At 42.7% G+C, this 26,905-nt stretch carries 20 protein-coding genes, 1 pseudogene and 1 other annotated feature; of the genes and pseudogenes, 8 read left to right on the plus strand and 13 right to left on the minus strand.

Translation table 11 applies throughout. The features are described from left to right. The 6 genes from CTER_RS00590 to CTER_RS00615 form a co-directional block, all read right to left on the minus strand. A partial coding sequence (locus CTER_RS00590) for a GatB/YqeY domain-containing protein (protein WP_004622902.1) occupies window positions 1-423 on the minus strand: 423 nt, incomplete at its 3' end. 43 nt (window positions 424-466) lie between these two features. Then, window positions 467-643 carry a 30S ribosomal protein S21 gene (rpsU, locus tag CTER_RS00595; protein WP_004622093.1) on the minus strand — a complete coding sequence of 59 codons (177 nt, stop codon included), beginning with the start codon at window positions 641-643 and terminating at the stop codon, window positions 467-469. A gap of 153 nt (window positions 644-796) precedes the next feature. Next, window positions 797-1,141 (minus strand): histidine triad nucleotide-binding protein, encoded by a 345-nt coding sequence (locus CTER_RS00600; RefSeq protein ID WP_004622895.1) that lies wholly within the window; start codon window positions 1,139-1,141, stop codon window positions 797-799. Window positions 1,142-1,174: 33 nt separating this feature from the next. Continuing rightward, complete coding sequence (gene alaS, locus CTER_RS00605) at window positions 1,175-3,814, minus strand: alanine--tRNA ligase (RefSeq protein ID WP_004622900.1); 2,640 nt, start codon at window positions 3,812-3,814, stop codon at window positions 1,175-1,177. Window positions 3,815-3,947: 133 nt separating this feature from the next. Next, window positions 3,948-4,158: a binding site (T-box leader), on the minus strand. A 70-nt stretch (window positions 4,159-4,228) separates the two neighbouring features. Continuing rightward, window positions 4,229-4,891 (minus strand): HAD family hydrolase, encoded by a 663-nt coding sequence (locus CTER_RS00610; protein ID WP_004622890.1) that lies wholly within the window; start codon window positions 4,889-4,891, stop codon window positions 4,229-4,231. A 160-nt stretch (window positions 4,892-5,051) separates the two neighbouring features. Beyond that, window positions 5,052-10,133 (minus strand): S-layer homology domain-containing protein, encoded by a 5,082-nt coding sequence (locus CTER_RS00615; protein ID WP_004622897.1) that lies wholly within the window; start codon window positions 10,131-10,133, stop codon window positions 5,052-5,054. Between the two features lie 367 nt (window positions 10,134-10,500). On the opposite strand from CTER_RS00615, the gene argJ reads away from it, so the two are divergent. After that, window positions 10,501-11,703, plus strand: coding sequence for a bifunctional glutamate N-acetyltransferase/amino-acid acetyltransferase ArgJ (argJ, locus tag CTER_RS00620; RefSeq protein ID WP_040759908.1), 1,203 nt, complete (start codon window positions 10,501-10,503; stop codon window positions 11,701-11,703). Window positions 11,704-11,812: 109 nt separating this feature from the next. Further along, window positions 11,813-12,229: a chemotaxis protein CheW gene (locus tag CTER_RS00625; RefSeq protein ID WP_004622893.1), complete on the plus strand. Its 417-nt coding sequence runs from the start codon at window positions 11,813-11,815 to the stop codon at window positions 12,227-12,229. An 85-nt stretch (window positions 12,230-12,314) separates the two neighbouring features. Here CTER_RS00625 and CTER_RS00630 read toward each other — a convergent pair whose 3' ends face one another. The 4 genes and pseudogenes from CTER_RS00630 to pstC all read right to left on the minus strand — a co-directional run bounded on the left by CTER_RS00630 (window position 12,315) and on the right by pstC (window position 17,603). Then, window positions 12,315-14,294 (minus strand): methyl-accepting chemotaxis protein, encoded by a 1,980-nt coding sequence (locus tag CTER_RS00630; RefSeq protein ID WP_004622901.1) that lies wholly within the window; start codon window positions 14,292-14,294, stop codon window positions 12,315-12,317. Window positions 14,295-14,509: 215 nt separating this feature from the next. Continuing rightward, on the minus strand, window positions 14,510-15,487 hold the full coding sequence (locus tag CTER_RS00635; RefSeq protein ID WP_004622894.1) for a PstS family phosphate ABC transporter substrate-binding protein: 978 nt from the start codon (window positions 15,485-15,487) through the stop codon (window positions 14,510-14,512). A 287-nt stretch (window positions 15,488-15,774) separates the two neighbouring features. Next, a pseudogene (pstA, locus tag CTER_RS00640) lies at window positions 15,775-16,630 on the minus strand (phosphate ABC transporter permease PstA). A gap of 40 nt (window positions 16,631-16,670) precedes the next feature. Next, the gene (gene pstC / locus CTER_RS00645) at window positions 16,671-17,603 is read right to left on the minus strand and encodes a phosphate ABC transporter permease subunit PstC (RefSeq protein WP_004622891.1); all 933 of its coding nucleotides are present in this window, start codon (window positions 17,601-17,603) and stop codon (window positions 16,671-16,673) included. A 327-nt stretch (window positions 17,604-17,930) separates the two neighbouring features. Here pstC and pstB point away from each other — a divergent pair, with 327 nt between their 5' ends. The 6 genes from pstB (at window position 17,931) to CTER_RS00670 (ending at window position 23,659) form a co-directional block, all read left to right on the plus strand. After that, window positions 17,931-18,689, plus strand: a complete 759-nt coding sequence (pstB, locus tag CTER_RS00650) for a phosphate ABC transporter ATP-binding protein PstB (protein WP_004622906.1) — start codon at window positions 17,931-17,933, stop codon at window positions 18,687-18,689. A gap of 62 nt (window positions 18,690-18,751) precedes the next feature. After that, window positions 18,752-19,417 (plus strand): phosphate signaling complex protein PhoU, encoded by a 666-nt coding sequence (gene phoU, locus CTER_RS00655; RefSeq protein WP_004622898.1) that lies wholly within the window; start codon window positions 18,752-18,754, stop codon window positions 19,415-19,417. Window positions 19,418-19,482: 65 nt separating this feature from the next. Then, window positions 19,483-20,202 (plus strand): response regulator, encoded by a 720-nt coding sequence (locus CTER_RS00660; protein ID WP_004622903.1) that lies wholly within the window; start codon window positions 19,483-19,485, stop codon window positions 20,200-20,202. 33 nt (window positions 20,203-20,235) lie between these two features. Further along, the gene (locus CTER_RS00665) at window positions 20,236-21,666 is read left to right on the plus strand and encodes a histidine kinase dimerization/phospho-acceptor domain-containing protein (RefSeq protein ID WP_242834915.1); all 1,431 of its coding nucleotides are present in this window, start codon (window positions 20,236-20,238) and stop codon (window positions 21,664-21,666) included. A gap of 25 nt (window positions 21,667-21,691) precedes the next feature. Then, window positions 21,692-22,033: a sensor histidine kinase gene (locus CTER_RS28625; RefSeq protein WP_242834916.1), complete on the plus strand. Its 342-nt coding sequence runs from the start codon at window positions 21,692-21,694 to the stop codon at window positions 22,031-22,033. 102 nt (window positions 22,034-22,135) lie between these two features. Further along, entirely contained in the window at window positions 22,136-23,659 is a 1,524-nt protein-coding gene (locus CTER_RS00670; RefSeq protein WP_004622896.1) for an ABC transporter substrate-binding protein, read from the plus strand. A 100-nt stretch (window positions 23,660-23,759) separates the two neighbouring features. Here the strand turns inward: CTER_RS00670 and CTER_RS28095 are convergent, their stop codons facing one another. The 3 genes from CTER_RS28095 to CTER_RS00680 all read right to left on the minus strand — a co-directional run. Beyond that, on the minus strand, window positions 23,760-23,948 hold the full coding sequence (locus CTER_RS28095; protein ID WP_165585937.1) for a hypothetical protein: 189 nt from the start codon (window positions 23,946-23,948) through the stop codon (window positions 23,760-23,762). 328 nt (window positions 23,949-24,276) lie between these two features. Beyond that, on the minus strand, window positions 24,277-26,646 hold the full coding sequence (locus CTER_RS00675) for a glycoside hydrolase family 3 N-terminal domain-containing protein (protein WP_004622905.1): 2,370 nt from the start codon (window positions 26,644-26,646) through the stop codon (window positions 24,277-24,279). Next, on the minus strand, window positions 26,646-26,905 hold a 260-nt coding region (locus CTER_RS00680), incomplete at its 5' end, for a glycosyl hydrolase-related protein (RefSeq protein WP_004622904.1). The genes CTER_RS00675 and CTER_RS00680, both read right to left, overlap by 1 nt.

The following is a 26,905-nucleotide window of genomic DNA, read 5'->3' on the forward strand; positions in this document are numbered from 1 at the left end:
AATCTGGTTAACCAATTTACCGTCGGCTTTGCCTCTGGTTTCAGGCATAACAGCCTGCATTACCTTTCCGATATCCTTAGCGGAAGTGGCACCGGTTGAAGATACTGCATTTCTGACAATATTCTCAATCTCAGCTTCACTCAACTGCTGTGGTAAATATTTTCTCAATACTTCAATTTCAGCCTTTAGATTATCTATAAGATCGTCCCTGCCGCTTTTCTCAAAGTCAGGCAAGGTATCCATTCTCTTCTTTACTTCCTTAGCAATAATCTCAACTATACCATCATCGTCAAGGGTGACCTTTGTATCCTTTTCAACCTGAAGCACTGCCGACCTTGCCATCTGAACAGCGGTTTTTTTAACACTATCGCCATCCTTCATGGCATCTTTTAAATCCTGTAGAAGCAAATCTTTTAGTGACATGATAAATATCTCCTATTTACTATAAGCTACTACTGTCACAATATTATTTGAATTTTCTTTTCCTTGCAGCTTCAGATTTCTTTTTTCTCTTAACACTTGGCTTCTCGTAATGTTCTCTCTTTCTAACCTCGGCCAAAACACCTGATTTAGCACAAGATCTCTTAAACCTTTTGAGAGCACTATCTAAAGACTCATTCTCTTTAACTCTTACTTCAGACACACAACTTCCCTCCCTCCGATGGTAACAATTGTGCCGGGAATAAGCCGTAGTATTTATATAAATACTATAGGGAATCAAGCTAAATACAGCACACAGTATATTATATAATATTTTTCAAAAAAGTGTCAACATTTATTTATATAAGCACATAACTTACAGTATTTTGCTGCCCATGGGTTTACCGCCCACAAGGTGATAGTGGAGGTGGAAAACCGTCTGGCCTGCATGGGTTCCGCAGTTGTTTATAAGCCTGTAGCCGGTCTCCGCCACACCTAATTGTTTTGCTATTTCATTTGCTGCAAGATGTATATCTTTCATTATTCCAACATTCTCAACTGTTAATTCATTATGGGAAGCTATATGCTCCTTGGGTACTATGAGAACGTGAACAGGTGCCTCCGGATTGATATCATGAAAAGCATATACCCTGTCGTTTTCATAAACCGGTTTGGATGGAATCTCTCTGTTGATTATTTTACAAAAAATACAATCGCTCATAATAAAGCTCCTTTCCATATTACTTCTTCCATATTACTTTATTTGTGCCTCAATAACAGGAATTGCAGCCTTCAGCGCATCATTTATCTTTGATGCATCCTTTCCGCCGGCCTGTGCCATGTCAGGACGACCGCCCCCTCCGCCGCCTGCAAGTTTTGCAACTTCCTTGATGATATTTCCCGAATGAACGCCTTTTGCCAGAACATCCCTTGTAGCAGTCACTATAAAACTGACCTTTTCTCCATAGCTTGAGCCCAATACGACAACGCCGGATTCCAGCTTGTTTTTAAGCATATCTCCTGTATTTCTGAGCCCGTCTATATCAAGAGTATCAAAGCGTGCGGTAATTACTTTAACGCCCTTGACTTCAACAGCTTTTGAAATAACTCCATCGGCCTCGCCGCTCACCAGCTTGTTGCGAAGCTGCTCGATTTCCTTTTCAGCATTCTTAAGTTCCTGGCCGAGAGCTTCAACCTTTTTCAGACTGTCCTGTGGGGAAGCCTTTAAGGCCTGTGAAACCTCGTTTAACAGGTTTTCCTTCTCGGCATAGTATCTGATGGCAGCTTCACCCGTCAGGGCTTCCAATCTCCTCACACCGGCTGCTACACCGCTTTCTCCCAATATCTTTACCAGCCCTGCCTGTGCTGTGTTCTTCAAATGAGTGCCGCCGCAGAATTCTATGCTGTAATCCTCAACCTTTACAACTCTGACGGTGTCTCCGTATTTCTCTCCGAACAGAGCCATGGCTCCAAGCTTCTTTGCCTCTTCTATGGGCATTTCCCTGACGTTTACCTCCATACTTTCAAGTATGGCCCGGTTTGTCATATCTTCAACCCTTTTGAGTTCCTCCGCCGTCATAGCCGAGAAATGGCTGAAGTCAAATCTGAGCTTGTTTGGCTCTACAAGTGAACCCGCCTGGTGAACGTGATCGCCGAGCACTGTTCTCAGCGCCTTGTGCAATAAATGTGTAGTTGTGTGGTTCCTGCAGATTGCCATTCTTCTGTTCAAATCAATCTGTGCGGTGACCTGATTGCCTGTTTCTATCAAACCGCTTTCTACAACACCGGTATGCAGATATTTTCCGTCGGCAGTCTTTGTACAGTCACTGATTTGAACCCTGCCGTTACCTGAGGTTATTGTACCGGTGTCTCCCACCTGTCCGCCGCTTTCAGCATAGAAGGAGGTTTTATCCAGTATTACTGTAACCTCATCCCCCTCCTGGGCCGTTTCTGCAATCTCACCGTCTTTTACAATGTAGAGGATCTTTGCATCGGCAGAGGTGGTTTCATACCCGGTAAAGGCAGTTTTGAGGCTTTTGTCCAGCTTGTCAAATACGCTGTCGGCCCAGGCAGAGGTATCCTTGCTGTTATGGGCATCCCTTGCCTTTTTCTTCTGGGCGTCCATCTCCTTTTTAAAGCCGTCCTCATCTATTCCAAGACCGTTTTCCTCTGCAATTTCCCTGGTGAGGTCCAATGGAAAACCATAGGTATCATGCAGTTTGAATACCATTTCTCCCGGAAGGACCGCCTGTTTCTTTTCCTTGATTTCAGAAATAAATTCATTCAGAATAACTATCCCCTGGTCAACAGTGGCCTCAAAGCGCTCCTCTTCAATTCTTATAACCTTTTTGATGTATTCGGCCTTTTCAGCAAGTTCAGGATATGCTTCCCTGGATTCGTTTATCACTACCATCGCAACATCGTACAGGAAAGGCTTGTTGATTCCAAGAAGTCTTCCGTGTCTTGCCGCTCTTCTGAGCAGTCTTCTTAAAACATAGCCCCTGCCTTCATTTGAAGGCAGAACTCCATCACATACCATCATTGTAGTACTTCTGATGTGGTCGGTTATTACACGGATTGATACATCCGTCTTTTCGGACTTTTTATATTCAACGCCTGCTATTTCGCAGATATAATTCAATATATTTAGTACCGTGTCAACCTCAAAGAGATTGTCTACGCCCTGGGATATACAAGCAAGTCTTTCCAGACCCATGCCGGTATCTATGTTTGGATGTGCAAGTCTGGTATAGTTGCCCTGCTCGTCTTTGTTGAACTGAGTGAACACATTGTTCCAGAATTCAACATAGCGGTCACATTCACACCCCACCTTGCAATCGGGACTTCCGCAGCCCTTTTCGGGTCCTCTGTCAAAATATATTTCCGAGCATGGGCCGCATGGACCTATGCCGTGTTCCCAGAAGTTATCCTTCTTTCCCATTCTGACAATTCTCTCGGGAGGGAGTCCTATATCCTTGTTCCATATTTCAAAGGCTTCATCATCATCTTCATATATTGTCACCCAGAGCTTGTCGACCGGCATTTTCAGATCCTGGGTACAGAATTCCCAGGCCCATGGAATAGCTTCTTTTTTAAAATAATCACCAAAGGAGAAATTCCCAAGCATTTCAAAATAAGTTCCATGACGCGCTGTTTTTCCGACATTCTCTATATCAGGAGTTCTGATACACTTCTGACAGGTTGTCACCCTTTTCCTGGGCGGTTCCTCCTGCCCTGTAAAGTAAGGCTTCAGCGGAGCCATTCCCGAATTGATAAGTAAAAGGCTAGGGTCATTTTTAGGCACCAGCGGTGCACTTGCCATTCTCAAATGACCTTTGCTTTCAAAAAAGCTGAGATAACGTTCTCTGAGTTCATTTAATCCTAACTTCTGCATCTAATCCTCCATCTCACTGCAATGCAGCGACACAATAGTAATGAAAGTAATGAAAACCTGCTTGCAGATTTTTTATGCGTGAACTTTCAGCTATAACAATAAAAAACTCCCATCCCAAAGCCAATTGACTTTTATAAGGGACGAGAGATATTCTCACGCGGTACCACCCTAATTCCCCTGAACGGGGCTCTTAGAACAAACGTTAACGCCGTTTTCACGTCCTGTCCTTTTAACGACAGGCAGCTCCGGAACTGCTTCACCATATACCCTGCAGGAGCTTCCACCAAGCGCTCCCTCTCTGTGACAGCAAACATAAGGCTACTTCTTTCCATCAATGCCATTTACACAAAAATTATATACAAACCTGCAATGGCATGTCAAGAGGTTGTTGCAAAACTAAAACAATTCGAGATACTATGAATTATTCCGGTCTATGAACTCAACCAGCTGCAGAGGATCTGAAAACAGGACCTGTGAACCGCATTCCTCCAGTTCCTCTTTTTCCCTGAAGCCCCATAATGCACCTGCCGCATACATTCCTGCATTCCGTGCAGATATCATGTCTCCCCCCGAGTCTCCAAGATAAATAGCTTCGGCCGGTGTAATCCCCATATGTTCCGCCGCTTCAAGAAGAGCTGCCGGATCAGGTTTTCTCGGTACTCCCTCCCTTTCTCCGAAAATAACTTCAAAATAGTCTTTTCCAAGGACCTTTTCAATAATCTCGTTTGTGGGTCTGTGAGGCTTATTTGAACAGACAGCCATTTTTATGCCTGCAGCCCTGAGCTTTACCAACATTTCAGGAATGTTGCCATATGGTTTTGTTTTATTAACATAATTATTGTTGTAGATAATTCTGTAATCATCCAGGATGCTGTCAACAATTTCTTCCCCTGTACCTGCCGGAACAGCGTTTTTTATCAGCTGTTTCACCCCATTGCCTACAAATTTTTTGTAGGCAGCGGCGGGATGGCAGGCAAAACCATGTTTTGCCAGTGCTTCATTGGCACTGTCCGCCAGGTCTTCAAGGGAATCGATCAATGTACCGTCCAGATCAAATATTACTGCTTTATATTTCATGATAACCTCCATAAGCCAATACTCCAATTAAAATCCGCCTTTTTATAAAGTATATAATTCCTGGCGGGAATCGTCAATTTTACCGGATGCCCGCCGGGAATCATATTATTGGCTATTCTGTGCATAAGGCCTCATTGCGCTCCAAATACAAAAGAATTCACTAATATAAATCGTATCTCTCCATAAAATTTACAATCATTACGGCTGCTTCCGCTCTTGTAGCAATTCCTTTGGGATCGAAGCTGCCATCCTCTCTGCCGCCTATAATACCTTCTTCAGCCATGGCAGATACGGCTGTCCTGGCCCAATTACTTATGGAAGCATCGTCGACAAAGTCTGTTTTTACCTCTCCGTTCACCTCCAGGCCCTTTGCCCTTGCAAGATTGTACAGCATCACAGCTATCTGCTCTCTTGTAACAGGACTGCCAGTGCCGAATTCATCGGAGCTGATTCCGTTTATTATACCCGCTTTGCTGGCCCAACCCACGTAACCGGAATACCAGGTGTTATTCCTGACATCCTTAAAAACAGCTGTCTCTATTCCCTCAGCACCGGCCAGCTTTCCGAGTACAGTAACAAACATCGCTCTTGTCATGGTATTATCGGGAGCAAATTCGTGCTGCCCAATACCTGCAAAAAGCTTCTTCTCAACAGCCTTTCCAATATAGTCGGCTGCCCAGTGATTACTGACATCGGAAAATAATTTGGCTGCTGTTTCACCGTAGGAGATACCCGGACCTTTTTCCGTTTCTTTTTTGCCTTCGGAGGACTTTTCCTTTTCATCAGCACTATTCTTGCTTGAAGCCGGTGAAGAACTGCTTCCCGATGAGGATGAACCGCCTCCGGATGAAGAACCACCCCCGGTTGATGGTGAATCTCCCCCTGACGGAGCTTTTATCAACCTGTCCTTGAAAATAAGGCCCTGCTCTGAAGAATACGCCCAATCGCGCAAGATTACTTCAGTTGCAATTTTTGCGCCAAGCTCCGCTAAAACAGCGTTAGCCCTGCCTATGAGGTTGCTATCGCTTTTATTGGCGTTAAGCAGGTTTGCAAAGGCGGTGCTCTTAATCTCTGACAAAGTCCTGCCCTCAAGAGCTATAACCGTTCCTTTTCCATAATTGGTCCCGGGTACAACAGTTCCAACACCTTTTGCAGGAGAAACAGCGGTGGCTCCGCTTATCTGGCGGGAATCCGTGCTATAATATGCATTCTCAACATAGCCTATACCTGAAATCCTGCCTGAAAAGCCTCCGATATCAACCGTTGTATTTTCTGATGTAAGGTTTACATTTGCATAATTATTTACGGATACTGCGGCATTCAATCCTGCGATTCCGCCAATCTCTATTCGTGCTCCGTTTCCAGTGCCTTTTATACTGCCAAGAGCGTAGTTATTGACAACAGCCGCTCTGTTTGGAAGGCCTACAAGTCCCCCGGCATAGCAATAGCCGTCTCTGCTCTGCCCGATTATTGCCACGTCGGTATAGCAGTTTGCTATTGTGCCGCGGTTGATAGCCCCAATCAATCCTCCGCTGTCATTTTGCTTGGCCGAGTAGCTGTTTATCCTTCCCGTGGCATAGCAGAAATCAATATACCCGTTGTCTCCTGCATTTTCTATGACATATCCAGCCAGGAGCCCGGCATAGGCTATGGAATCTCCCAAATACTTCTGATAAACAGACGCATTCTCAATTCCTAAATTTTTGATTTTTGCCCCTTCGAGATTGGCAAAAAGCCCCACTGATTTGCAATATGTCTCCGGTTCTGCTTCAGAACCTATGGTCATGTTGCCGACGACTTTATTATTTCCGTCAAAGGTTCCCCTGAACCCATAAGCTCCGGGGCCCCCAACCGGCAGCCAGTTGATTCCCGCCAGTGAGATATCACTTCCAAGCTTAATAAAGCTGCCTTCGTAATGCTCATCGGCATTTACCGATTCCGCAAACGCTTTGAGCTGATTTGCAGTATTAATCACAAAAGGATTATTCTTTGTTCCGTCTCCCCATGCAAATATGGAAGGATCAACCTTGCCATAGCCTGTCAGGTCATGATTTGCCGCTTTCTGCGCCGCCGCGGCTATAGCACTCTTTAATGCCTTTACAATTTCACTGTCCTCGTTTGCTTTTGCATAGTTTTGACTTGAAAGGACAGCCTTAATCACTTCAGAAGCAGCATTTTCAAGTGCAACTCCCTCACTGTGCTCCATAATACGTATCCCTGTGATATGACCGCCTTTAACAGTCATCATTACAAAGATGTATTTTCCGCTTGGTCCTACAGCTCTTCCAAAGTAGGTTCCGTCTTTGATATTCAGCTTTTCAGGCTCAAATTCAGGAGTCATATCCTTATAGGTTATACCCACCTGTGGGCCAACAGGCATGACAATGCCGTCAACAGGCTCCCAGGCTCTGAGTTTCATAAAGCCCGGCAGGCCCATGGCATTCTGTTCGCCGGTATTGGAGCTCTCTCCCTTCACAATATCCAGAGGGAAAGCGTTGTGGTTTGAATTTAAAAGTTCGGCAAAAGTCATACTTTTAAGTTCTGCCTGACTTTTGGCCTGGATGCCCACATGGTATGTGCCGTCATAGGGCTCACCCTCATCATTTACGCCTGCACTGACCATAAAGCCCACATCTATTACCGGATTGCTTATTGTACCGTTGCTGTTCTGCACAGCTTCCGAATTATAGTATGATATAAACTGCCGGGCTATTCCCGTGGACCAACCCGCTATCGAGCCCACATATTGTGAAAAGGAATCGGCCTTCATATTTCCGGCAGCGTAACAGTTTGCCATTTTGCCCCCATTGACACCTATAAATGAAGACACCGCCGGCATTCCTTCGTTTCCGTTATCCCTGCTTGCCTTTCCGCCCGTATCACCAATCGCAAAGCAGTTTGCAACCACGCTTCTGTTTGTCATACCAATAAAAGCCCCTGCCTCAGCAAGACCGCCTACGGCTGCACAATAAACCCCGGCATTTGTCCAGGAGTTTATGACACCGCCTCTTACAGTCTGTCCTATGAGCCCGCCTGCCCATGCGTTGGCTTTCTGGTTAGTAGTTTCACCATATACATAGCCCTCTGCATGACAGCTGTCAATATAGCCCTTGTCTGCAAGACCTGCAAGCAGTCCTGCGTATGAACTTCCGCCACCTTTTACAGCAACTGTTGCAGCTTCAATACCAAGGTTTCTCACAACACCATTTTCACCTATTACACCAAACAGTCCATAAAAAGTTGTCATTTTATTTGTGTCGCCGCTGTCCGTTTTTGCTTCTTCATACGGACTGCCCTTGGCTCCTATGAACATTCCTCTGACCGTATGACCCTTTCCGTCAAATATACCCTGAAAGTCATAATGACCAAGGCCTATACATATCCATTGTTCGCTTGATACATCTATATCTCCGTCCAGTGCAATATATGTTCCCGAATAGGTTATGTCATCCGAGAGTGATTTTGCAAATGCTCTAAGCTGTTCCTCGGTTTTTATTATATACGGACTTTCCTCTGTTCCGTTTCCGCTTTCAAAGATACCGGTATCAATGGTATCATCAACAAAAGTCCTGCCCGAAAGTACAGCACCGCCGCTGCCGGGCTCCCATGCATAAAGGCCTCCTACCGTGCTGACTGCACCAGTCAGGTTCCCCATATTGGGCTTGTTTGCTCCCTCAATGGCAGCTGCCGCATTTGCTATTGACGCCCTTTTCAGCCCGTTGTTCAGCTCTTCGGCAAAGTCTGCCGTACTCATATCTCCACTGCCAACCGCAGCAACATTATTTTCAATGTAACCGGTAATAGTTGAAGTTGCCGTCATAAACGCCCTGGAATTTTGATCACTATAATAGGCATTTATTATTGCCGTATTGGGTGTGACCATCCCGCTGATTCCGCCGGCCAGGCACTTTGCAGGATCAGCACTTTCAGAGCTGACCATCCCGCGGCTGTAAACATTATAAGCCGAGCCTCCATGGGATCCCAAAATCCCGCCTGCAACGCTGAGTGATGTACTTAGTGTACACGCAGATACATTTCCTGCTGTCCCCGCATTCACAATCACACATTTGTTTCCCGAGACACCGGCAATTCCGCCTGCATAAGCCGCAGCACTTGCAGCTTCAGCACTGACTTCAACATCGGTATGGCAGTTTGCAACAGTGCACTCCATTCCCAGGGAGCCAACAACTCCACCAGCCCAGCTCATTTTAGACGCTCCGCCTGTATAAGCCGAAACCGTCCCGTCAATCCTGCAATTGTCGATTACCACACCATTTGCCGTACGGCCTGCAATGGCACCGGCATAGATTGCATCGCCGGCAGTAACTGAAATACTGACATCTGTGAGCTCAACTTCAGAAATTCTGGCCCCGGTACCCAGATATCCAAAAAGACCCAGGTACTGTCCGGTTCCGCTGCTTATTGCAAGACCCTCCACATTATTGCCCGCTCCGCTGAAATCCCCTGAAAAAGCCGTACTCTCAGCAATTCCGATAGGCGTCCATTCCTGGCCCTTGAGAGAGATATCGGCGGTAAGCCTTATGTACTTGCCTTGATAATCAAATCCTCCATTTACCTTTCCGGCAAATCTTTTAAGCTGTTCAGCATTCTCTATGCGGAATGGATCGCTTTGTGATCCGGTTCCGCCGGCAAAAATCTGAGTATCGGTTATCAAGGCCTTTGACAAAGCATCATTCACAGCCGCCTTGATCCCTTCACTGCTTCTGGTTGCTCCGCTAATGCAATCAACATCTGTGGAATTTGCTCCTATAATGCCGGCTATAACAGCCAGAGCCTGTTCCCACCTGGATGGGGTCTCATCCTGCGAAACCACCTCTATTTTTGTAATAACATTATCAGCTATTGTAACCTCTACGGTAACCTCACTTTTATAGCCGCTGCCGGTTCCCTGATATGTACCGTCGGCATATTCTCCCGATAGTCCTATGCTGTGGACCTGTACCGGCCCTGACTCCGAATCATAGGATTCCCCCATGAAAATTGCTCCGGAGGTTGTTGCAGCAGGCCGCAGATTCTCATCCCCACCCTCGGTATCCATATCAAATTGCAGCTCAGCAGCCCTCTTAACCTCATTACTGCTGTCCTGTAAAACTAAAACGCTTCCCGTACCTGTATCAACCTCCTGCGGATATACCGGTACAAGGGCCGAGGCCACAACAGCCAATGCTGTTACAAATCCGGAAAGCCTCCTTAATTGCTTTTTTAAATTAGTAAACTTCAAAATATGTTTCTCCCCTTTCCATACAGTTAGCATACGCTAACTGTAATATTAGCATAGTTTTGAAAATTATGTCAATCTATTTTATTTTAATATTTTGCCTGAATATATGCATGCGAATATGAACATGCTAATTTTAATTGATTCATTTGTCATATTTATGTATAATAACTTACAAATAACAGCTTTTTATTTATGGTTAAATTTGTCTAATATGGATTAGATACGTAATTAATCAGTTAACTAAATTTATGGCAAGGGAATAAATTTATAATATCCCTGAGAGACTTCCCAAGTTTCTTATACACACTGAGGATTCTGGTTTTATATGGGATATTTGATTTATCCCATGTCGGAAATGGAGATAAAAATGAATGTGATAGAAGGCGGAGTTACAGCTCCAAAAGGTTATACAGCTGCCGGCGTGGCTTGTGGAATCAAAAAGAACAACAGCAAGGACCTGGCTATTGTCTGTTCTGAAGACAATGCAGTGGCTTCGGGAGTATTTACCACAAATGTTGTAAAGGGTCATTCCCTTCAGGTATCAATGGAGCATATAAAGAATGGCATCGCCAGAGCTATTGTTATTAACAGCGGCAATGCAAATGCCTGTGTCGGTGAGACCGGATACAAGGATGCAAAGGAAATTACTGCCCTGACTGCCGAGTTATTACACTGCGAACCGGAGGATATCCTGGTAAATTCAACCGGTGTTATAGGCTCGAAATTGAACATGCCTTCGGTCAGATCAGGTATCAGATCGGCGGTTAATGTCCTCAGCAAGGACGGCAATACCGATGCTCAGGAAGCAATTATGACGACAGACCTGTTAAAAAAAGAAGTGGCCGTCGAAATTGAAATACAGGGTGAAACCGTTCGTATCGGCGGAATGGCCAAAGGCTCCGGAATGATTCACCCAAATATGGCAACCATGATCGGTATTATCACCACCGATGCCAATATATCCAGAAGCCTGCTGGACAAGGCCTTAAAGACCTGTGTAAAGTCAACCTTCAACAGGGTTTCGGTCGATGGTGATACAAGTGTCTGCGATTCTGTTTTCGTTCTTGCCAACGGATTTGCAGATAATGATGCAATTGTCAAGGACGATTATGAATATTCAAAATTTGTAGATGCTCTCATGTTCGTCTGCACCTACCTTGCAAGGCTGATGGCCAAAGATGGTGAAGGCGCGACCAAGCTGGTGGAGATAATAGTTGACGGAGCTGCCGATGAAGCTGATGCCTACAAAGCTGTTAGTGCGGTTGCAAAATCTCCGTTGGTCAAGACAGCGATTTTCGGTGAAGATGCAAACTGGGGCAGAATAATAACTGCAACAGGTTATTCAGGTGCCTCTTTCGACCCGAATCTCACTGACATTCAAATCGGTAATATTTTGGTATGCAGAAACGGTACAGCCGTGGATTTTGACGAAGCAGCCGCCAAGCAGGTTCTGAAGCAAAGGGAAATTACTATTAAAATCAATCTGAAAAAAGGCAAGGTTTCGGACAGAATGTGGACCTGTGATTTCTCATATGACTACGTTAAAATCAACGGAAGTTACAGAAGTTAACAGTAAAGTTTATTATACTACAAAATACAGCAAAAATAATTGCCGAAATTTTGTAATACTGATATAATGTATTTTAAATAGTAGTTTTTTACTGAGGGGGTATTTGCTGATGTCAACACAATTGGTTTTGTTTAAGGTTAATAACGAAATACTTGCTATTAGTATCAACCATGTAAATATCATCGAAAAGGTTAGCGATATTTATAAAGTACCTGATACACCTGTTTATATTGAAGGTTTGATTAACCTCAGAGGTAAAGTTCATACAGTCTTCAATCTCAGAAAAAAATTCGGATATCAGCCCATTGATTTTGACGAAAATACCCGTATCATCATTTTAAATCACCAGTCAATGGTCGGCCTGCTTGTTGATGAAGTAAGTGAAATATTCAGCGCCGAGGACTCCGATATAAAACCTGTTCCCGAACTTATTTCCGGTCTCTCGGGCAAATTCTTCAGCGGAGTTGTTGAGAGGGAAGGTAAGATAGTACTTATACTTGACCTGGATAAACTTTTAGAAAAATAATTGATCATATAAAAAAACGCAACGTTTCCATCAGGAAACGAGGCGTTTTTTGTTGTGCAAACAGCAGTTTTGTGACTTAATATTGCTAAACCTTGAATATCTCCACTGACTTCTTCAATGTACCGGCCAACTCTTTAAATTTGTCCGAATCATCATGCATTTTGTTGACAGACCACTGCTGTTCCCGAGTATAGCTCTGCACCTGGTTTGAACCTGCTGCTATCTCTGCTGCGGATAAGTTTATATGATTTACCAGCTGTACAAGATTGGTTTTTTGGGAATCCATCTCCCTGAGATAATCATTAATATTATAGAGCTGGTGATTGATATTCTCAATACAGCCGGCTATTTCGGCAAAACTCTGTTTGGTCCGGCTGACTGCCCTGCTCTGTGTGTCGGTTCCTGCACTTACCTCCTTAAACACAGCTACCAGCAGGAAGGTATTCTTCACTATGCCGTCCAGCATATTTCTAATTACACCCGTCTGTATATTGGTCTGTTCGGAAAGGCCTTTAATCTCCTGGGCTACTACTGAAAAACCCTTCCCCGCTGCTCCTGCCCGGGAAGCTTCTATTGTTGCATTAAGGGAAAGCAAGTGAGTTTGTTTTGCTATATTATGAATGGTATCGGTTACGTTATTAATCTGCTTCATCTGTGATTGGAGCTGCAGTACTGCATCTTTCATCATATCCGTATTCTTGAGATTTGCTCCGGAAATTGATTCCAGGCTGTCAATTTCAAACCTGCCGTTCTCGGTGGATTTATTCAACAAATCCAGATAACCGTAAACATTTTGAGATAATTCCCTCGAAGTCGCAATCTGATTTGCAAGACTGTCTATTCCCTCGGCAACAAGGTTGGTATCTTCTGCCTGCTTTTTAATATTTTCATTTATTTTATTTACTGACAGCCGTGTATTTTCTGTTTGCTCAATTGAGCTGCAGGAGGCCTCATACATTACACCTGACATGCCGTCAATTTCATTGCTGGCAGAGGTTATATTCAAAATAAGGTTTTTAAGGTTGACAGCCATATTGTAGAAATTTTCCTTGAGGCTGTTGATCTCCTGAATATTTGCTCTGATTCCGCCAGGGCTGATTTCAAAGCAGCCCTCCTCAATTTTCTTCATTTGCTCTGCCAGTTCAACTACGGGTTTTGATATATACTTTGAATATATAATTGAAACAAACAGAGTTATAACCAGCGTCAATAATATTACTATGGATATTACCAGTACATATTGCCTTACAGAAGACATTACGGCCGAATATCCGGTTTGTGCACAGACGATCCAGTTGGTAACAGCTGATTTATCGGTATACATTACTTTTTTTATCTTTTGGTCATTGTAGGTTATATATTCTGCGTTTGAATGCCCGGCTAAATATCCATTCAAATTCTTATCGGTTATTTTCGTATTTAGTTTTTCACTATTTTGATGATAAATTATGGTCTGATCCTTATTGAGAATAATTATCTCACTTTTGCCATCAGAATTGGATATGAGGGTAAAGAAATTGTTATAATCGACAAGTGCCGTGATGCTGCCTGAAAAAGCAGCCAGACTTCTGACAGGTTTTGATATGGGTATTACAAGTTTTTTCAGTTCTTCTGAGTAAACAGGTTCTCCTACAACCACTCCATCTTTTAATTTCTTTATATCTTCAAACAGCTTCAGGTCATAAAACGATTTATCCTTAAACTGCCTGTAGTCCTTTGCTCCTGCTGCAACTATTCTGCCCTTGCTGTCACAGAGGTACATGGCACCCACCAGTTTGTTCGAGCCGTCTACCGCATTTTTCATGGAAATCTGTACATTGCTGTAAACATCTGTATCCAAATTTTTTGAATTATTGACCATTTCAAGTGCAACCAGAAAACCAGGCTGTGAGGAGACTCCTTTTATAATGCTGTCAATGCTGTTTATCTTTACATCAATATTATTTTTTGTATTATAGGAATTAGTCTTGAGAGTATTTAATGATAAATCTGTTATTTTTCCTATGGTAGTTATGTAAGTTGAAGCACTTATTGCAATTACCGGTATTAAAGCAACCGAAATCAATACGATAAGCAGCTGGGTTCTCAGTGTATTTTTTTTGCTGTGATGTTTCCTATAATTTTTCCTATTTTCATAGCATTTTCCCCAATACGATTATATTATAAAGATGGCAAAGCCACTAATTTTTATCAAAAAATTTATACTTTTCCGGATAATAAAAAATCGCGGTACTTAACAGGAATAGCTCTTGTAAGTACCACGATCAGGTCAGGAATTTGTTATTTTATTTTTTCCTTTACGGCATCATAGCTATCAAGAGGAACATATCCGACTTCTTCTGATAATGTAGCAGCGTTATCGATGTAATATTTTACGAATGCCTTTACCTGCGGCTGATCCATCTTTGCCTTGTTTATATATATGAACAGGGGTCTTGAAAGCGGACTGTAGCTCTTGTCCTTGATTGATGCAGCTGTTGGTTCTATCGGTCCTTTTCCGTCGTCAATTTTTAATACCCTTAACTTATCCTGGTTTTCTTCATAGTATGCAAATCCGAAATAGCCCATTGCATCCTTATCTCCGGCAATACCCTGTACAAGTACATTGTCGTCTTCGCTCGGAGTGTAATCCGTTCTTGATTCCTTGGCTTTTTTATTAATTTGTTCGGTAAAGAATTCAAATGTGCCGGAATCTGTTCCAGGGCCATATAGCTTAAGCGGTTCTGCAGGCCATGCGGGATTTACATCCTTCCAGGTCTTAACCTGACTGTCTTTTGCCCAGATTTTGTTAAGTTCTGCGGTAGTAATTGAGTCCACCCAGTTATTATCCTTGTTAACCACTACCGATATGCCGTCATAAGCTACTTCCAATTCAACATAATCTATACCTTTTGCTTTTGCCTGATCTATCTCTTCCTGCTTTATGGGTCTTGAAGCATCGCATATATCTATTTCACCTGCAACGAACTTCTTCATGCCTCCGCCGGTTCCTGACATTGCCACTGAAACCTCAACACCTGGCTGTTCATTTTTAAATTCTTCCGCAACCGCCATTGTTATTGGATAAACCGTACTGGAACCGTCAATTACTATCTGTCCGCCGAGTTTTTCAGCTGTACTTGCCGCCGAAGTATTGTCAGCATTGCTTGCAGAGCTTTCTGCGTTATTTGTGCCGCTTCCACATCCTGCAACAGTTGCCGTCAATGCCAAACCTAATGCTAAAGCTGTTATTCTTTTCATTAATACGGAATTTCTCATTTTGAAACCCTCCACTAGTAATCATTTTTTATTGTTCCTAAGTAAGCAGATTTTTATTATTTTTTAAACTGCTTTTTATTCACTACAGTTTCATTATATTAGTAATTTTTAAAGAGAGTATTTTGTTTTGGTTAACTATTGTTAATTACACATTAAGAAAGCTTAACAATAGGGACACAGAAAAAGGTACTGCAGCTGCTACATCCGGCAGTTTGCAGTACCTTTCCAATAAGTTTCTTCAGCTTTCAGCAGGTTTAACCTATTTGTTAACTTCTTTGTTAGTTTTTTTATTCAATTGATCTCTGATATTTGTTTCTTAATACAATTGTTATTGCGTTAGTTGTAAGTAATATTGCCAAAAGTACGATTATTCCTGCTGCCGCCAGATCCTTGAAATCCTCTTTAGGAAGCCCCATCCAATAGTATATCTGGAGCGGCAGAGCCGTGAAAACCGAAAAAACGTTATCAGGAAGCTTTGAAACATAAGTTGCTGCTCCAACCATCAATAAGGGAGCACTTTCACCCAAGGCTCTTGAAACCGACAGTATGACACCTGTAAATATACCGGGCAGTGCCGAAGGTATGACTATCTTTCTTATGGTCTGCCACTTTGTAGCTCCAAGAGCATAGGAACCATGCCGTAAATATTGAGGTACAGCCTTAATTGCCTCCTGAGAGGACACAATGACTATGGGAAGTACAACAAGTGACATGGTAAGCGCACCCGACAATATGCTCTTGCCAAGACCCAAAGTTCTCACAAACACTGCCAGGCCAAGCAAACCATAGACAATTGACGGAGTTCCCGAAAGGTTTGAAATGTTTATTTTAATAAATTTTGTCATCCTGTTGTTTTTTGCATATTCTTCAAGATATATGGCTGTACCCAAACCAACCGGAACAGCAAAAGCTATTGTCAGCAGTATGATATTTATACTCCCCACAATACCCGGAAGGATTCCCGCCTTGTTTGGAAATCTTGAAGGGAAGTTTGTAAAAAAAGGTTTTGGTCAGAAAAGGTACTCCTCTCTTGATAATGTCAATTAAAAGTATTGCCAGAATAACAATCCCGATCAAAGTAATGCAAAATATTACACCATGAAAGATGGAGTTTTTCAGTTTTCTATATTTAACATAATTCATGTGACGCCTCCAGATCCAACTCAATTATTTTAACCCTGTTTTAATATTCCTTCCTATATTTATCAACCATGTAATGGGAGAGGATATTAAGTCCAAGGGTTATCAGGAACAACAGCAAACCTACCGCAAAAAGCGAATAATATCCTACAGTACCGTGGGGATTATCTCCCTGGCTTGCCTGTACTATGAACGAAGTCATGGTCTGTACGCTCTGCAGCGGATTAAAGGTCAGGTTGGGCCTGGCACCGGCTGCAATGGTTACGATCATTGTTTCTCCTATGGCTCTGGACACTGCCAGAACAAAGGAAGCGGAAATTCCTGAAATTGCAGCAGGCACGACTACTTTCAGTGAGGTCTCCATCTTTGTGGAACCCAGTGCCAGCGCCCCCTGCCTCAAACTGTCCGGCACTGCTCTCAAGGCGTCTTCACTGAGCGAAGATACCAATGGTATTGTCATAACTCCAACCGCAATACTTGCACTTAACGCATTAAAAATCTCCGTTTGAGGAATTATTCCTTTTAAAAAGGGAGTTATTGCCGTTAATGCAAAATAACCGAAAACTATGGAAGGTATACCTGCAAGTACTTCCAGGATAGGCTTTATAACCTTTCTCACCTTTTTGTTTGCATATTCACTGAGGTATATTGCTGTAAAAAGTCCTACAGGTATTGATATAACAGCTGATATTAATGTAATCAGAAGCGTTCCGCATACAAGCGGAAGAACACCGAAGTGAGGCTCGCTGAAAAGAGGCGTCCATACCCTTCCAAATAAGAAGTCTTTTATGGATATCTCGGTAAAGAATCCTACTGAATCTCTAAGCAGTGATATTATGATTCCCAGTGTAGTTAAAATAGTTATAACAGCAAATAAGAAAAGAATATTTTTTGCTATGGTATTTGAAAGTTTCATTCTCTTAATTCTTGTATTGGCAATTTTTCTGTTTTGTGCCGCATCCACGCTCTGAGTCATTTTTGAGCCCTCCTTCACAACATCATAATAGCATTAATAGAAGAAAGCAAAAAGTAAACTGCTGTTAAGCCAATGTTAATAAAATGTTAAGTGAGATGATATTAAAATTATTTTTATCCAAACATGATTAAATTATTGTTCCGGTTAAGAAAATAAGACAGGAGTAAATTGCCGATTTGTGCAGATAATATGAATTAAATCCTGATTAAGTAATTTATTGACGTAAATTATTATTAACATCAAGTTAACATAGATTTAAACCTGCATTAAAAAAGTGTTGTTATTATTAAAATATCCAATAATAAATTAAGATAGAGGATTACAATTATGACAAATGATTATAGAATAACAACCAAAAATTTAAATCTGTTTTACGGTGATCTTCAGGCCTTAAAAGATGTTTCAATTGATATTCCCAGTAATCAGGTAACTGCTTTCATCGGACCCTCCGGCTGTGGAAAGTCAACTTTTCTAAAAACTCTTAACAGAATGAACGACCTCATTTCAAACGTCAGAATCACCGGAGACGTGTATTTCGACGGTTTGAATGTTTACAGGGAGTATGATATAGTTGAGTTGAGAAAGAATGTTGGAATGGTATTCCAGAAACCTAATCCATTCCCCATGTCTATTTACGATAACATTGCCTATGGGCCTCGGATCCATGGCATAAAATCCAAATCAAAGCTAGATGATATTGTTGAAAAAAGTTTAAGAAACAGTGCACTATGGGATGAAGTCAAAGACAGGCTGAAGCAAAACGCACTGGGACTGTCCGGCGGACAGCAGCAGAGGTTATGTATTGCCAGGGTACTTGCAGTCGAACCCGAAGTTGTCTTGATGGATGAACCCACTTCGGCGCTTGACCCTATTTCAACCCTTAAAATAGAAGATTTGATTGAAGAATTAAAGCGGAATTATACTATAATAATAGTTACGCATAACATGCAGCAGGCAGCCAGAATCTCAGATTTAACTGCATTTTTCCTTCATGGTGAAATTGTTGAGTTCGGTAATACCAACCAGTTGTTCAGCAATCCGAAGGACAAGAGAACCGAGGACTACATTACAGGAAGATTTGGCTGATACTTTAAAAATATTTGACCGCTATGCGGCTCAAAGCCATAATTATGGCTTAGGAGGTTAACATGGTAAGACACTCATTTGATAAAGAACTTGAGCATTTGCACAATTTAATGGTTAAGATGGCCGGTCTGGTTGAAGAATCAATCGAGAACTCCATCCTTGCTTTGAAAAAACAGGATATAGAACTTGCCACAAAAGTATACCAGAGTGATGACGAAGTGGATGAACTGGAAGGCCGAATTGAAAAGATATGTATCAATCTCATTGCAAGGCAGCAGCCTCTGGCAAAGGATCTAAGAACTATAAGCACGGCATTGAAAATTATTACCGATATGGAGCGCATAGCCGACCATGCGGCAGATATCGCCGAATTGACCATAAGAATGGCCGACATGAAATATATCAAGCCTCTGGTTGATATCCCCCATATGGCCGAACTGGCAAAGAAAATGGTAATCAGATCAATCGATTCTTATATAAAACAGGATGTAGTGCTGGCAAGAGAAGTATGTGATTCCGATGATGAGGTAGACGATCTTTTTTCAAAAATAGTACTTGAACTTATCAATATAATGAAAAATAATCCCGAGACGGTTGAACAGGCTACAGATTTCATGTTTATTGTAAAATATCTTGAACGGATTGGTGACCATGCTACAAACATCTCCGAATGGGTTGTATTCAATGTAACCGGATCCCATGGTCATCTTGCAAAAAAGACTGATTAATAACCGCAAGCGGCTTTTCATTGCTATTTTGAATTGCTGCCCAAAGCAGCAGGATGGGAGAGAATATGTCAAAACAAACTATTTTTGTCGTTGAAGATGAAATGCATATACAGCAGCTTATAAAATACAACCTTGAATCCAACGGCTTCAAGGTCACGGTTTTTGATAACGGTGAAGACTTGATTTCACATGCCCAGGAGAATGTACCCTCCCTTTTCATTCTTGACATCATGCTTCCCGGTATCGATGGTTTGGAAGTTTGCAGGCAGCTCCGCCAGAATGTTGCTACCAAAAATATACCTATAATAATGCTGACAGCCAAAAGCGAAGAATTTGACAAAGTACTGGGACTTGAGCTTGGTGCCGATGACTATATTACAAAACCCTTCAGCGTAAGAGAATTATTAGCCAGAATCAAAGCACTGTTCAGAAGGATAAACACAGTAGTTGAACCAAAACTGGACGTTATCACCCACGCAGATATAACTATCGACTGTACCAGAAGAGAAGTTTATAAAGGTGACAGGCTGATTGAAATGCCCCTTAAGGAATTTGAGCTGCTTAAAATGCTGGTTTTAAACAAGGGAAAAGTGCTATCCAGAGAGCACCTGCTTGACAAAATCTGGGGTTTTGATTATTATGGGGAAACAAGAACTGTAGACGTACACATCCGTTATCTCAGACAAAAAATTGAGGATAATGATGAAAATCCTACTTTTATTGAAACAATCAGAGGTATAGGTTACAGGTTTACCGACAAAATATCGTCTGCAAATGCCAAATAGTATACATATGCTCTCTTGGAGGTGCAGATACGGATGAAATCAAAGATAGTAAAATACACCATATTTCTGGTCATTATCGCAATAACCATCACAGGAATATTCACATCGGCTCTGGCGAGATATTTTTATAAGTATGAGGTTCAGAACAGCATAGAAAATACTGCTGTTCTTTTGGTACATCAAATAAATGAAGAAAATTCCCAAAATAAAAGCGTAGATTATGACAAGCTTGCAAAGAGCTACGCAAAGCTTTTAAATGAAAAGCCGTCAGCAATTGAAAGCTTTTCTTTTTTTACCAGAATAACTATTATAAACTTTGACGGGACTGTACTTGGAGAATCTGATTCAAACTTTAATGAAATGCAAAATCATTTGAACAGAAAAGAAGTCAAAGAAGCCATTGAAGGTAAAATGGGCACCGACGAGCGCTTCAGTCAGACCTTAAAAGTTACATATCTGTACGTGGCATTGCCTATAAAAGAGTCCGACATAATTGTCAGAGTATCAATTCCCCTCTACCAGCTAAACTCAATCAATAAGGCCTTCTTCTTTTATACCATAATTGGCATACTGGTTGGATTAATGCTGACAATACTGATTTCCTTCAAGCTTTCAAAAGTAATAACAGACCCTATCCGCCAGTTAATTAATACCTCTAAGGAAATTGCCGGCGGAAACTATAAAAAGCGGGTAAATATCAATTCAAAAGACGAAATCGGACAACTGGCCCACACATTTAACGGGATGGCCGATAAACTGGATGAAACCCTTTCCGGAATAATGGATAAAAACGTGAGGGTTGATACGGTTATAAACAGCATGCGAGATGGAATAATTGCAGTTGATACAGAATATAAGATACTGCTGATAAATACTATTGCATGTGATATTTTCGGGGTCAAACACGGACCGGGGATTATAGGTAAAAATCTGATCCAGATCACCCGTAATGCAAAGGTAAATTCCATACTCATAGATACAATAAAAAATAACCACCCTTTAACCGATGAAATAATGATGTTTTCGCCATTGAAAAATACCGATAATATTTATAAAATCTACACCAATCCAATAAAAAATACCGACATAATAAAAAGTGTCAACTCGGGCGGAGTAATAACCCTTCACGATGTTACCTCGGTAAAAAAACTTGAACAGATCAGGACGGAATTCGTATCAAATGTAACCCACGAACTCAAAACTCCTCTTACCTCCATAAGGGGCTTTGTCGAAACCCTCAAAAGTGGTGCTATTGAGGATACCGCAGTCGCAACAAAATTTCTGGACATAATAGATATAGAAGCGGAACGCCTGCACACCCTGATAAATGATATTTTACAGTTGTCTGAAATTGAAGTCATGAGAAAGGATGACAACATAAAGGAAAACAACCTTGACAGTATTATAGACGAAGTTATTTTAATACTTGATGCAGCCGCAACAAAAAAAAGGAGTAAAACTTGAAGTCGAAGCAGATGAAAATATAATTATGCTGGTAAACAAAAACAGAATAAAGCAGATGTTGATAAATCTCGTTGATAATGCCATAAAGTACAATATTGAGAATGGTACTGTCCACATCAGAGCCAGTAAAGCCAGCGGGAAAACAATGATTTCCATCAGAGATACCGGTATCGGCATATCTGAAAAACATCACTCCAGAATTTTTGAAAGATTTTACAGGGTTGATAAAGGCCGTTCCAGAAACATGGGCGGAACAGGACTGGGATTATCAATTGTGAAGCATATCGTAAACCTGTACAACGGAGATATCAGGGTGGTAAGCAAGGCCGGACAGGGTACTGAATTTATTATACAGCTGCCGCTATAAAAATCGTGGGGTCCTGCTGATTTTGACAGACTTTTAGTGTATAATAAAAATGGCTCAATTGTATTATATTATATTTCAAATGCTGTTTCCGGGAGGTATTCCATGAAATTCCGCAAGGTATTAAGTATATTTATGGCCTTGATATTAATCATGTCACTTTCTGCCTGTTCCGGTACGGCTCCCATGAGGAATCCCTCTGCTTCCACTGCTTCTGTTTCAGGTAAGGATTCCAAAACCGCACCTGTTACACTAAAGTATTATACTATAGGAACTCCTGATTCAGATTTGGAGAAAGTAAACAAGGCATTAAATGAGCTGCTTGAAAAAAAGATCAATGTCCGTATAGATTACAATAAGATAAACTGGAGTGATTATGGACATATTCTTTCAAATATAATTAATTCGGGCACCAATTTCGACATAGCATTTGCAACCGAAGGCGACCAGGGAGATTACTCGGGAAATGCGGTGAAAGGTGTGTGGCTTGCACTGGATCCATACCTCAGTACCACGGGTAGGGAAATGCATGCTGCAATTGATCCGCTTCTCTGGGAAGGTGTAAAAATTAACGAAAAGATCTACGGTGTTCCCACAAACAAGGAAGTAGCCGTTCCCGAATGGTGGATGTATTCAAAAGAGCTTATTGACAGGTATGATATTGATATTTCAAAGTATTCAACTCTTGAATCGCTGGAACCTCTTTTTAAATTGATCAAGCAAAATGAGCCCGACTACACCGTCATAGAACTGGATCAATACTCTCACAACTTTTTTGCCCTGGAAAGCTATGAATATGTTTTAAACAAGGATATTCCATTAATGGTCAAGTCCACCGACAAAAGCCTAAAAATAGTAAATATCTTTGAAACTGAAACTGCAAAAAAAACTCTGTCAATGCTGCGGAAGTTCTACAAATCCGGCTACATTAACGAAGATGCGGCGGTAAAGCTGATTTCGGGACTGGAAAAGGATCTGAAGGTTTTCTGGCGTGAAGGAGGCGGAGGCCCCTATTCCACCAGTTCCTGGTCAAAAGACACCGGATATGAGGTGGTTGCACACCAGGTCTCCCCTTCCATTGTCACCACAGAATCAGCCCGGGGCGGAATAATGGTGGTAAATTCCCGTACAAAATACCCCCAGGAATGCATTAGCTTTCTCAACTGCCTGAATACCGATCCTGAGGTAAGGAATTTAATCAACTTTGGGATTGAGGGAGAACATTATGCTTTGACTCCCCAGGGCCAGGTAGAAGTGAAAAAAGACAGCGGTTACACCGGAGTTCAGTATACACAGGGGAACTGGTTTATCTTGAAAACCTTAAAGGGAGATCCCAGGAACAAATGGGATGTATATAAGAATTTTAACAGTGAATCAATAAAATCGGAAGCTCTGGACTTCACTCCCGATGTTTCCGGTGCCGCCGTCAGCACGCGGCTGTCAGCCGTATCAAAAGTAACTGCAAAGTATTACCCCGGATTGATGACCGGCACAGTTGACCCTGAAAAAGTGTTGCCCATGTTCATTAACGAACTAAAAGCTGCCGGAATCGATGAACTGAAAAATAGTCTTCAACAGCAGATTGATGAATGGAAAGCAAAAAAGAGTGCTGTGCTCAAGTTAAATTAACTCGTTGCGCCAGTTGATTTACTACGCATTTTCGGTACTTTCCTGGTTAAAATCTGGTTGTACCGACCACATGGAACAGCTTTAACTCATGTCTATATAATCAATAGTGCTCCCGACCGTGATCCACCAATGGATCGCCTCCGAAGTTCTTGCCTGAAATAGTATGGCTTACTCCAAGCACATCTTTGCCGTCGCAGCAACTCGACCATCCGGGTCTCGAGTGCTGCTTAAATTGACCTCCTGTCAATTTCCCGGCACGATATACTTGAAGTAAGCCTACAAATTTCAAGCAAGCTCTTCTAATCAGGCTTCTCATTGGTGAATACGTTCTCGCGCACTATTTAAGCACAGTCCTTTAAAGTTGTTCCCGGTGAGGCAGCAGCTATTTATTCCGGAAAGTACCTGCGCTTTTTAACTGGCACAACGCGTTAAATTAATATTTCACCTCAACTAGTGGTCCGTAACATCTAAAACATAGTGTTGTCAGGCGAGAAAAATTTTTGCAAGGCAAGGCGGAGGAAGGCGGAATAATTGCTTTATTCCAACAAAGTACTGCGAAGCAGTGCTTTTCGACAACGAAGCATTGCGGAAATTTAGCCGACGGCAACCTATGAATTTTAGGTGTTACAGACCACTAGGCCACTCCATACTTTTCTTCCGCTTTCCCTCAGTTCCAGTAAAAACTCTCCCGGTTCCACGCAGTACCTCATCCCGCTGTCCCAGACAGCCAGATGCTCGTACTCCAGCTCAAGCCTGCAGGCCTTTTCTTCTCCCGCCGCAAGCCTGACCTTTGTGAAGCCTTTAAGTTCCCTTATCCGCCTTACGGTGCTTGCCTGCAGGTCTTGAACAAACAGCTGCAGTACTGCGTGGCCCTCAAGGTTTCCTGCATTCCTTACAGTGAAAGCCAGCTCAAACTTCTCCCCTTTTTCAAGCTTCTCAAGAGAGATATTTTCAGTTGTAAGTTTAAAATTCTCTGCTTTAAAACCCGTATAGCTGAGTCCAAATCCGAAAGGAAACAGGGGCGTGTTTGCCATATCACTGTACCTCATGGCGTCATATGATACCTTATGATTATAGTACACCGGCAGCTGTCCTGCACTCCTTGGTATCGATACCGGCAGGCAGCCTGAAGGACAGACCTTTCCCAGCAGTATTTCAGCCAGAGCCTGCCCGCCCATGGGACCCGGATAAAAGGCAGCTATAAGTGCCCTGCTGCGGGCAGCAGCCTCCTCTACGGCATAAGGTCTGCCCTGAATGAGTACAGTTATTACCGGTTTTCCGGTGTCAAACACCGCCCGGGCCAGCTCCTGCTGCACCCCCGGAAGTGTAAGTCCGGCACAGTCCACTCCCTCTCCGCAATCCATTTGAAAATTACGGGCGCTCTCCACATCCGGTTGTGGAGTGACAGCGGCCCCGTTAATATCAAAGCTTGCACCTGCAAACCTGCTGGAGGAGCCTCCCAGGGCAAGTATTACAATATCACTGGAGGAGACCAGCTCAACAGCGGTTTTAATGCCTGTTTCATCCTTTCCGCCTATTGAACAGCCCGGAGTATACCTTATTTTGGTATCAGAACAGAGATTCTCAAGTCCTTTCAACAGGGTTATACCTTCTCCTTTTCTCAGTGGAGGAGTATAATCCCCCAGTTGATTATATATATTGTCTGCATTTGGTCCGATAACAGCTATGCTTTTTACCTTTTTCAGGTCCAGAGGAAGTATTCCCTCATTTTTCAGCAGCACAGCCGACTGCCTGGCCAGTTCAAGACTTTGAGGGTGTTGCTCGTAGCTGTAACGGTAAGGCTGCCGGCTCGGGCAGCTATGCTTTTCTTCCTCAACAAGGGGGGCTTCCTTTTCTGTAGCTTCTTCCAGATAGGGTCTCTCAAACAGGCCCAGTTGAAATTTCAATTCCAGGACTTTTAGAACAGCACGGTCAATCAGCTTTTCGGACACAAGTCCCTTTTTTACCGCTTCCTCCAGTCCTGTAAAGCCTTTATCCCATAAACTGATGTCCACACCCGAGGACAATGCCAGCGCCCCCGAGCGCATATTATCTCCTGTCAATATATCAAGCCTGTCCACGGCAGTTCCGTCGGCCATCACCACACCTGAGAAATTCATCTCCCGGCGCAGGATGTCCTGAAGCAGCCTGCTGTTTCCGTGACAGGGTATTCCGTCTATTTCGTTATAGGCGGCCATTATTCCCTTCACACCTGCTTTGCAGACGGCTGCGGCAGGCGGGAGATGAATTTCACGCAGCTCCCGTTCACCGATACGGGCAGCGCTGGCATTTATGCCTCCGGTCCCCTCTCCCTGGGCGCAGAAGTGCTTTGCCACCACAGGTACACCCCGTTCCTGGCAGCCTTTAACCGCCGCCTCTGCCAAAACAGAGCACAAATACGGGTCCTCTGAAAAACACTCTTCACTTCGGCCCCAGCGGGGATCACGCAAGACATCCAGCATTGAGACTAATGCCAGATTAACGCCAAGATCCTTCATCTGCCGTGCACAAACGCCGTAGGCAGAGGCCATCAGTTCGGGATTCCAGGCTGCACCCATTGCCAGGTTCACCGGCAAAAGATAACCGTCCAGAGCCTGGTGTCCATGTGGGCATTCACTGCTCATGAGCATCGGAATACCAAAGCGGGAATGCCGGACAACATATTTCTGGGCCAGGTTATATGCCTTTATTGCAAGGCTGCCCTCCAGACCGGTATTAAAATCCCGCTTGGACCAGGGATCTGCACGGTATAAACCGTATAAAACTCCCAAACCGTTCCAGTACTTGACTTCTTCCTTAAATTCTGCAGAAAGTTCTACTTCATCATCTATTCTGTTATAGCAGTCAAAACCGTAAAGTCTCTGGTTCAACTGTCCCACTTTCTCCCGCAGGGTCATTTTGCTCAGCAGATCCTCCGACCGCTCTTCAGGGGAAAGTAAATTGTCCTTATACTTTTCTGCGTACATTTCTTCCCTGAAATTTCCCATCAGCCATCAAACTCCACTTTAAAGGTTTTAATTTCATAGGGTTTAATATAAAAATCAAAGGAGTTCTCTGTATGTTCCGCATTACACAGGTCATTTTCGAGCAAATCGCATTCGGTTACCCTGCTGATTTTTCCATTCAGCTTTATTGAAACAGGTCCTCTTTTGTTTTGATAATCATATGCTCTGATAATCATGGAGGAACCACTCTCAGCACATTTCACAGTTTCAACCATCACATGTCCCGCATCTGCTGAAAGCA

This window comes from Ruminiclostridium cellobioparum subsp. termitidis CT1112, assembly GCF_000350485.1.
Lineage (GTDB): Bacteria > Bacillota > Clostridia > Acetivibrionales > DSM-1351 > Ruminiclostridium > Ruminiclostridium termitidis.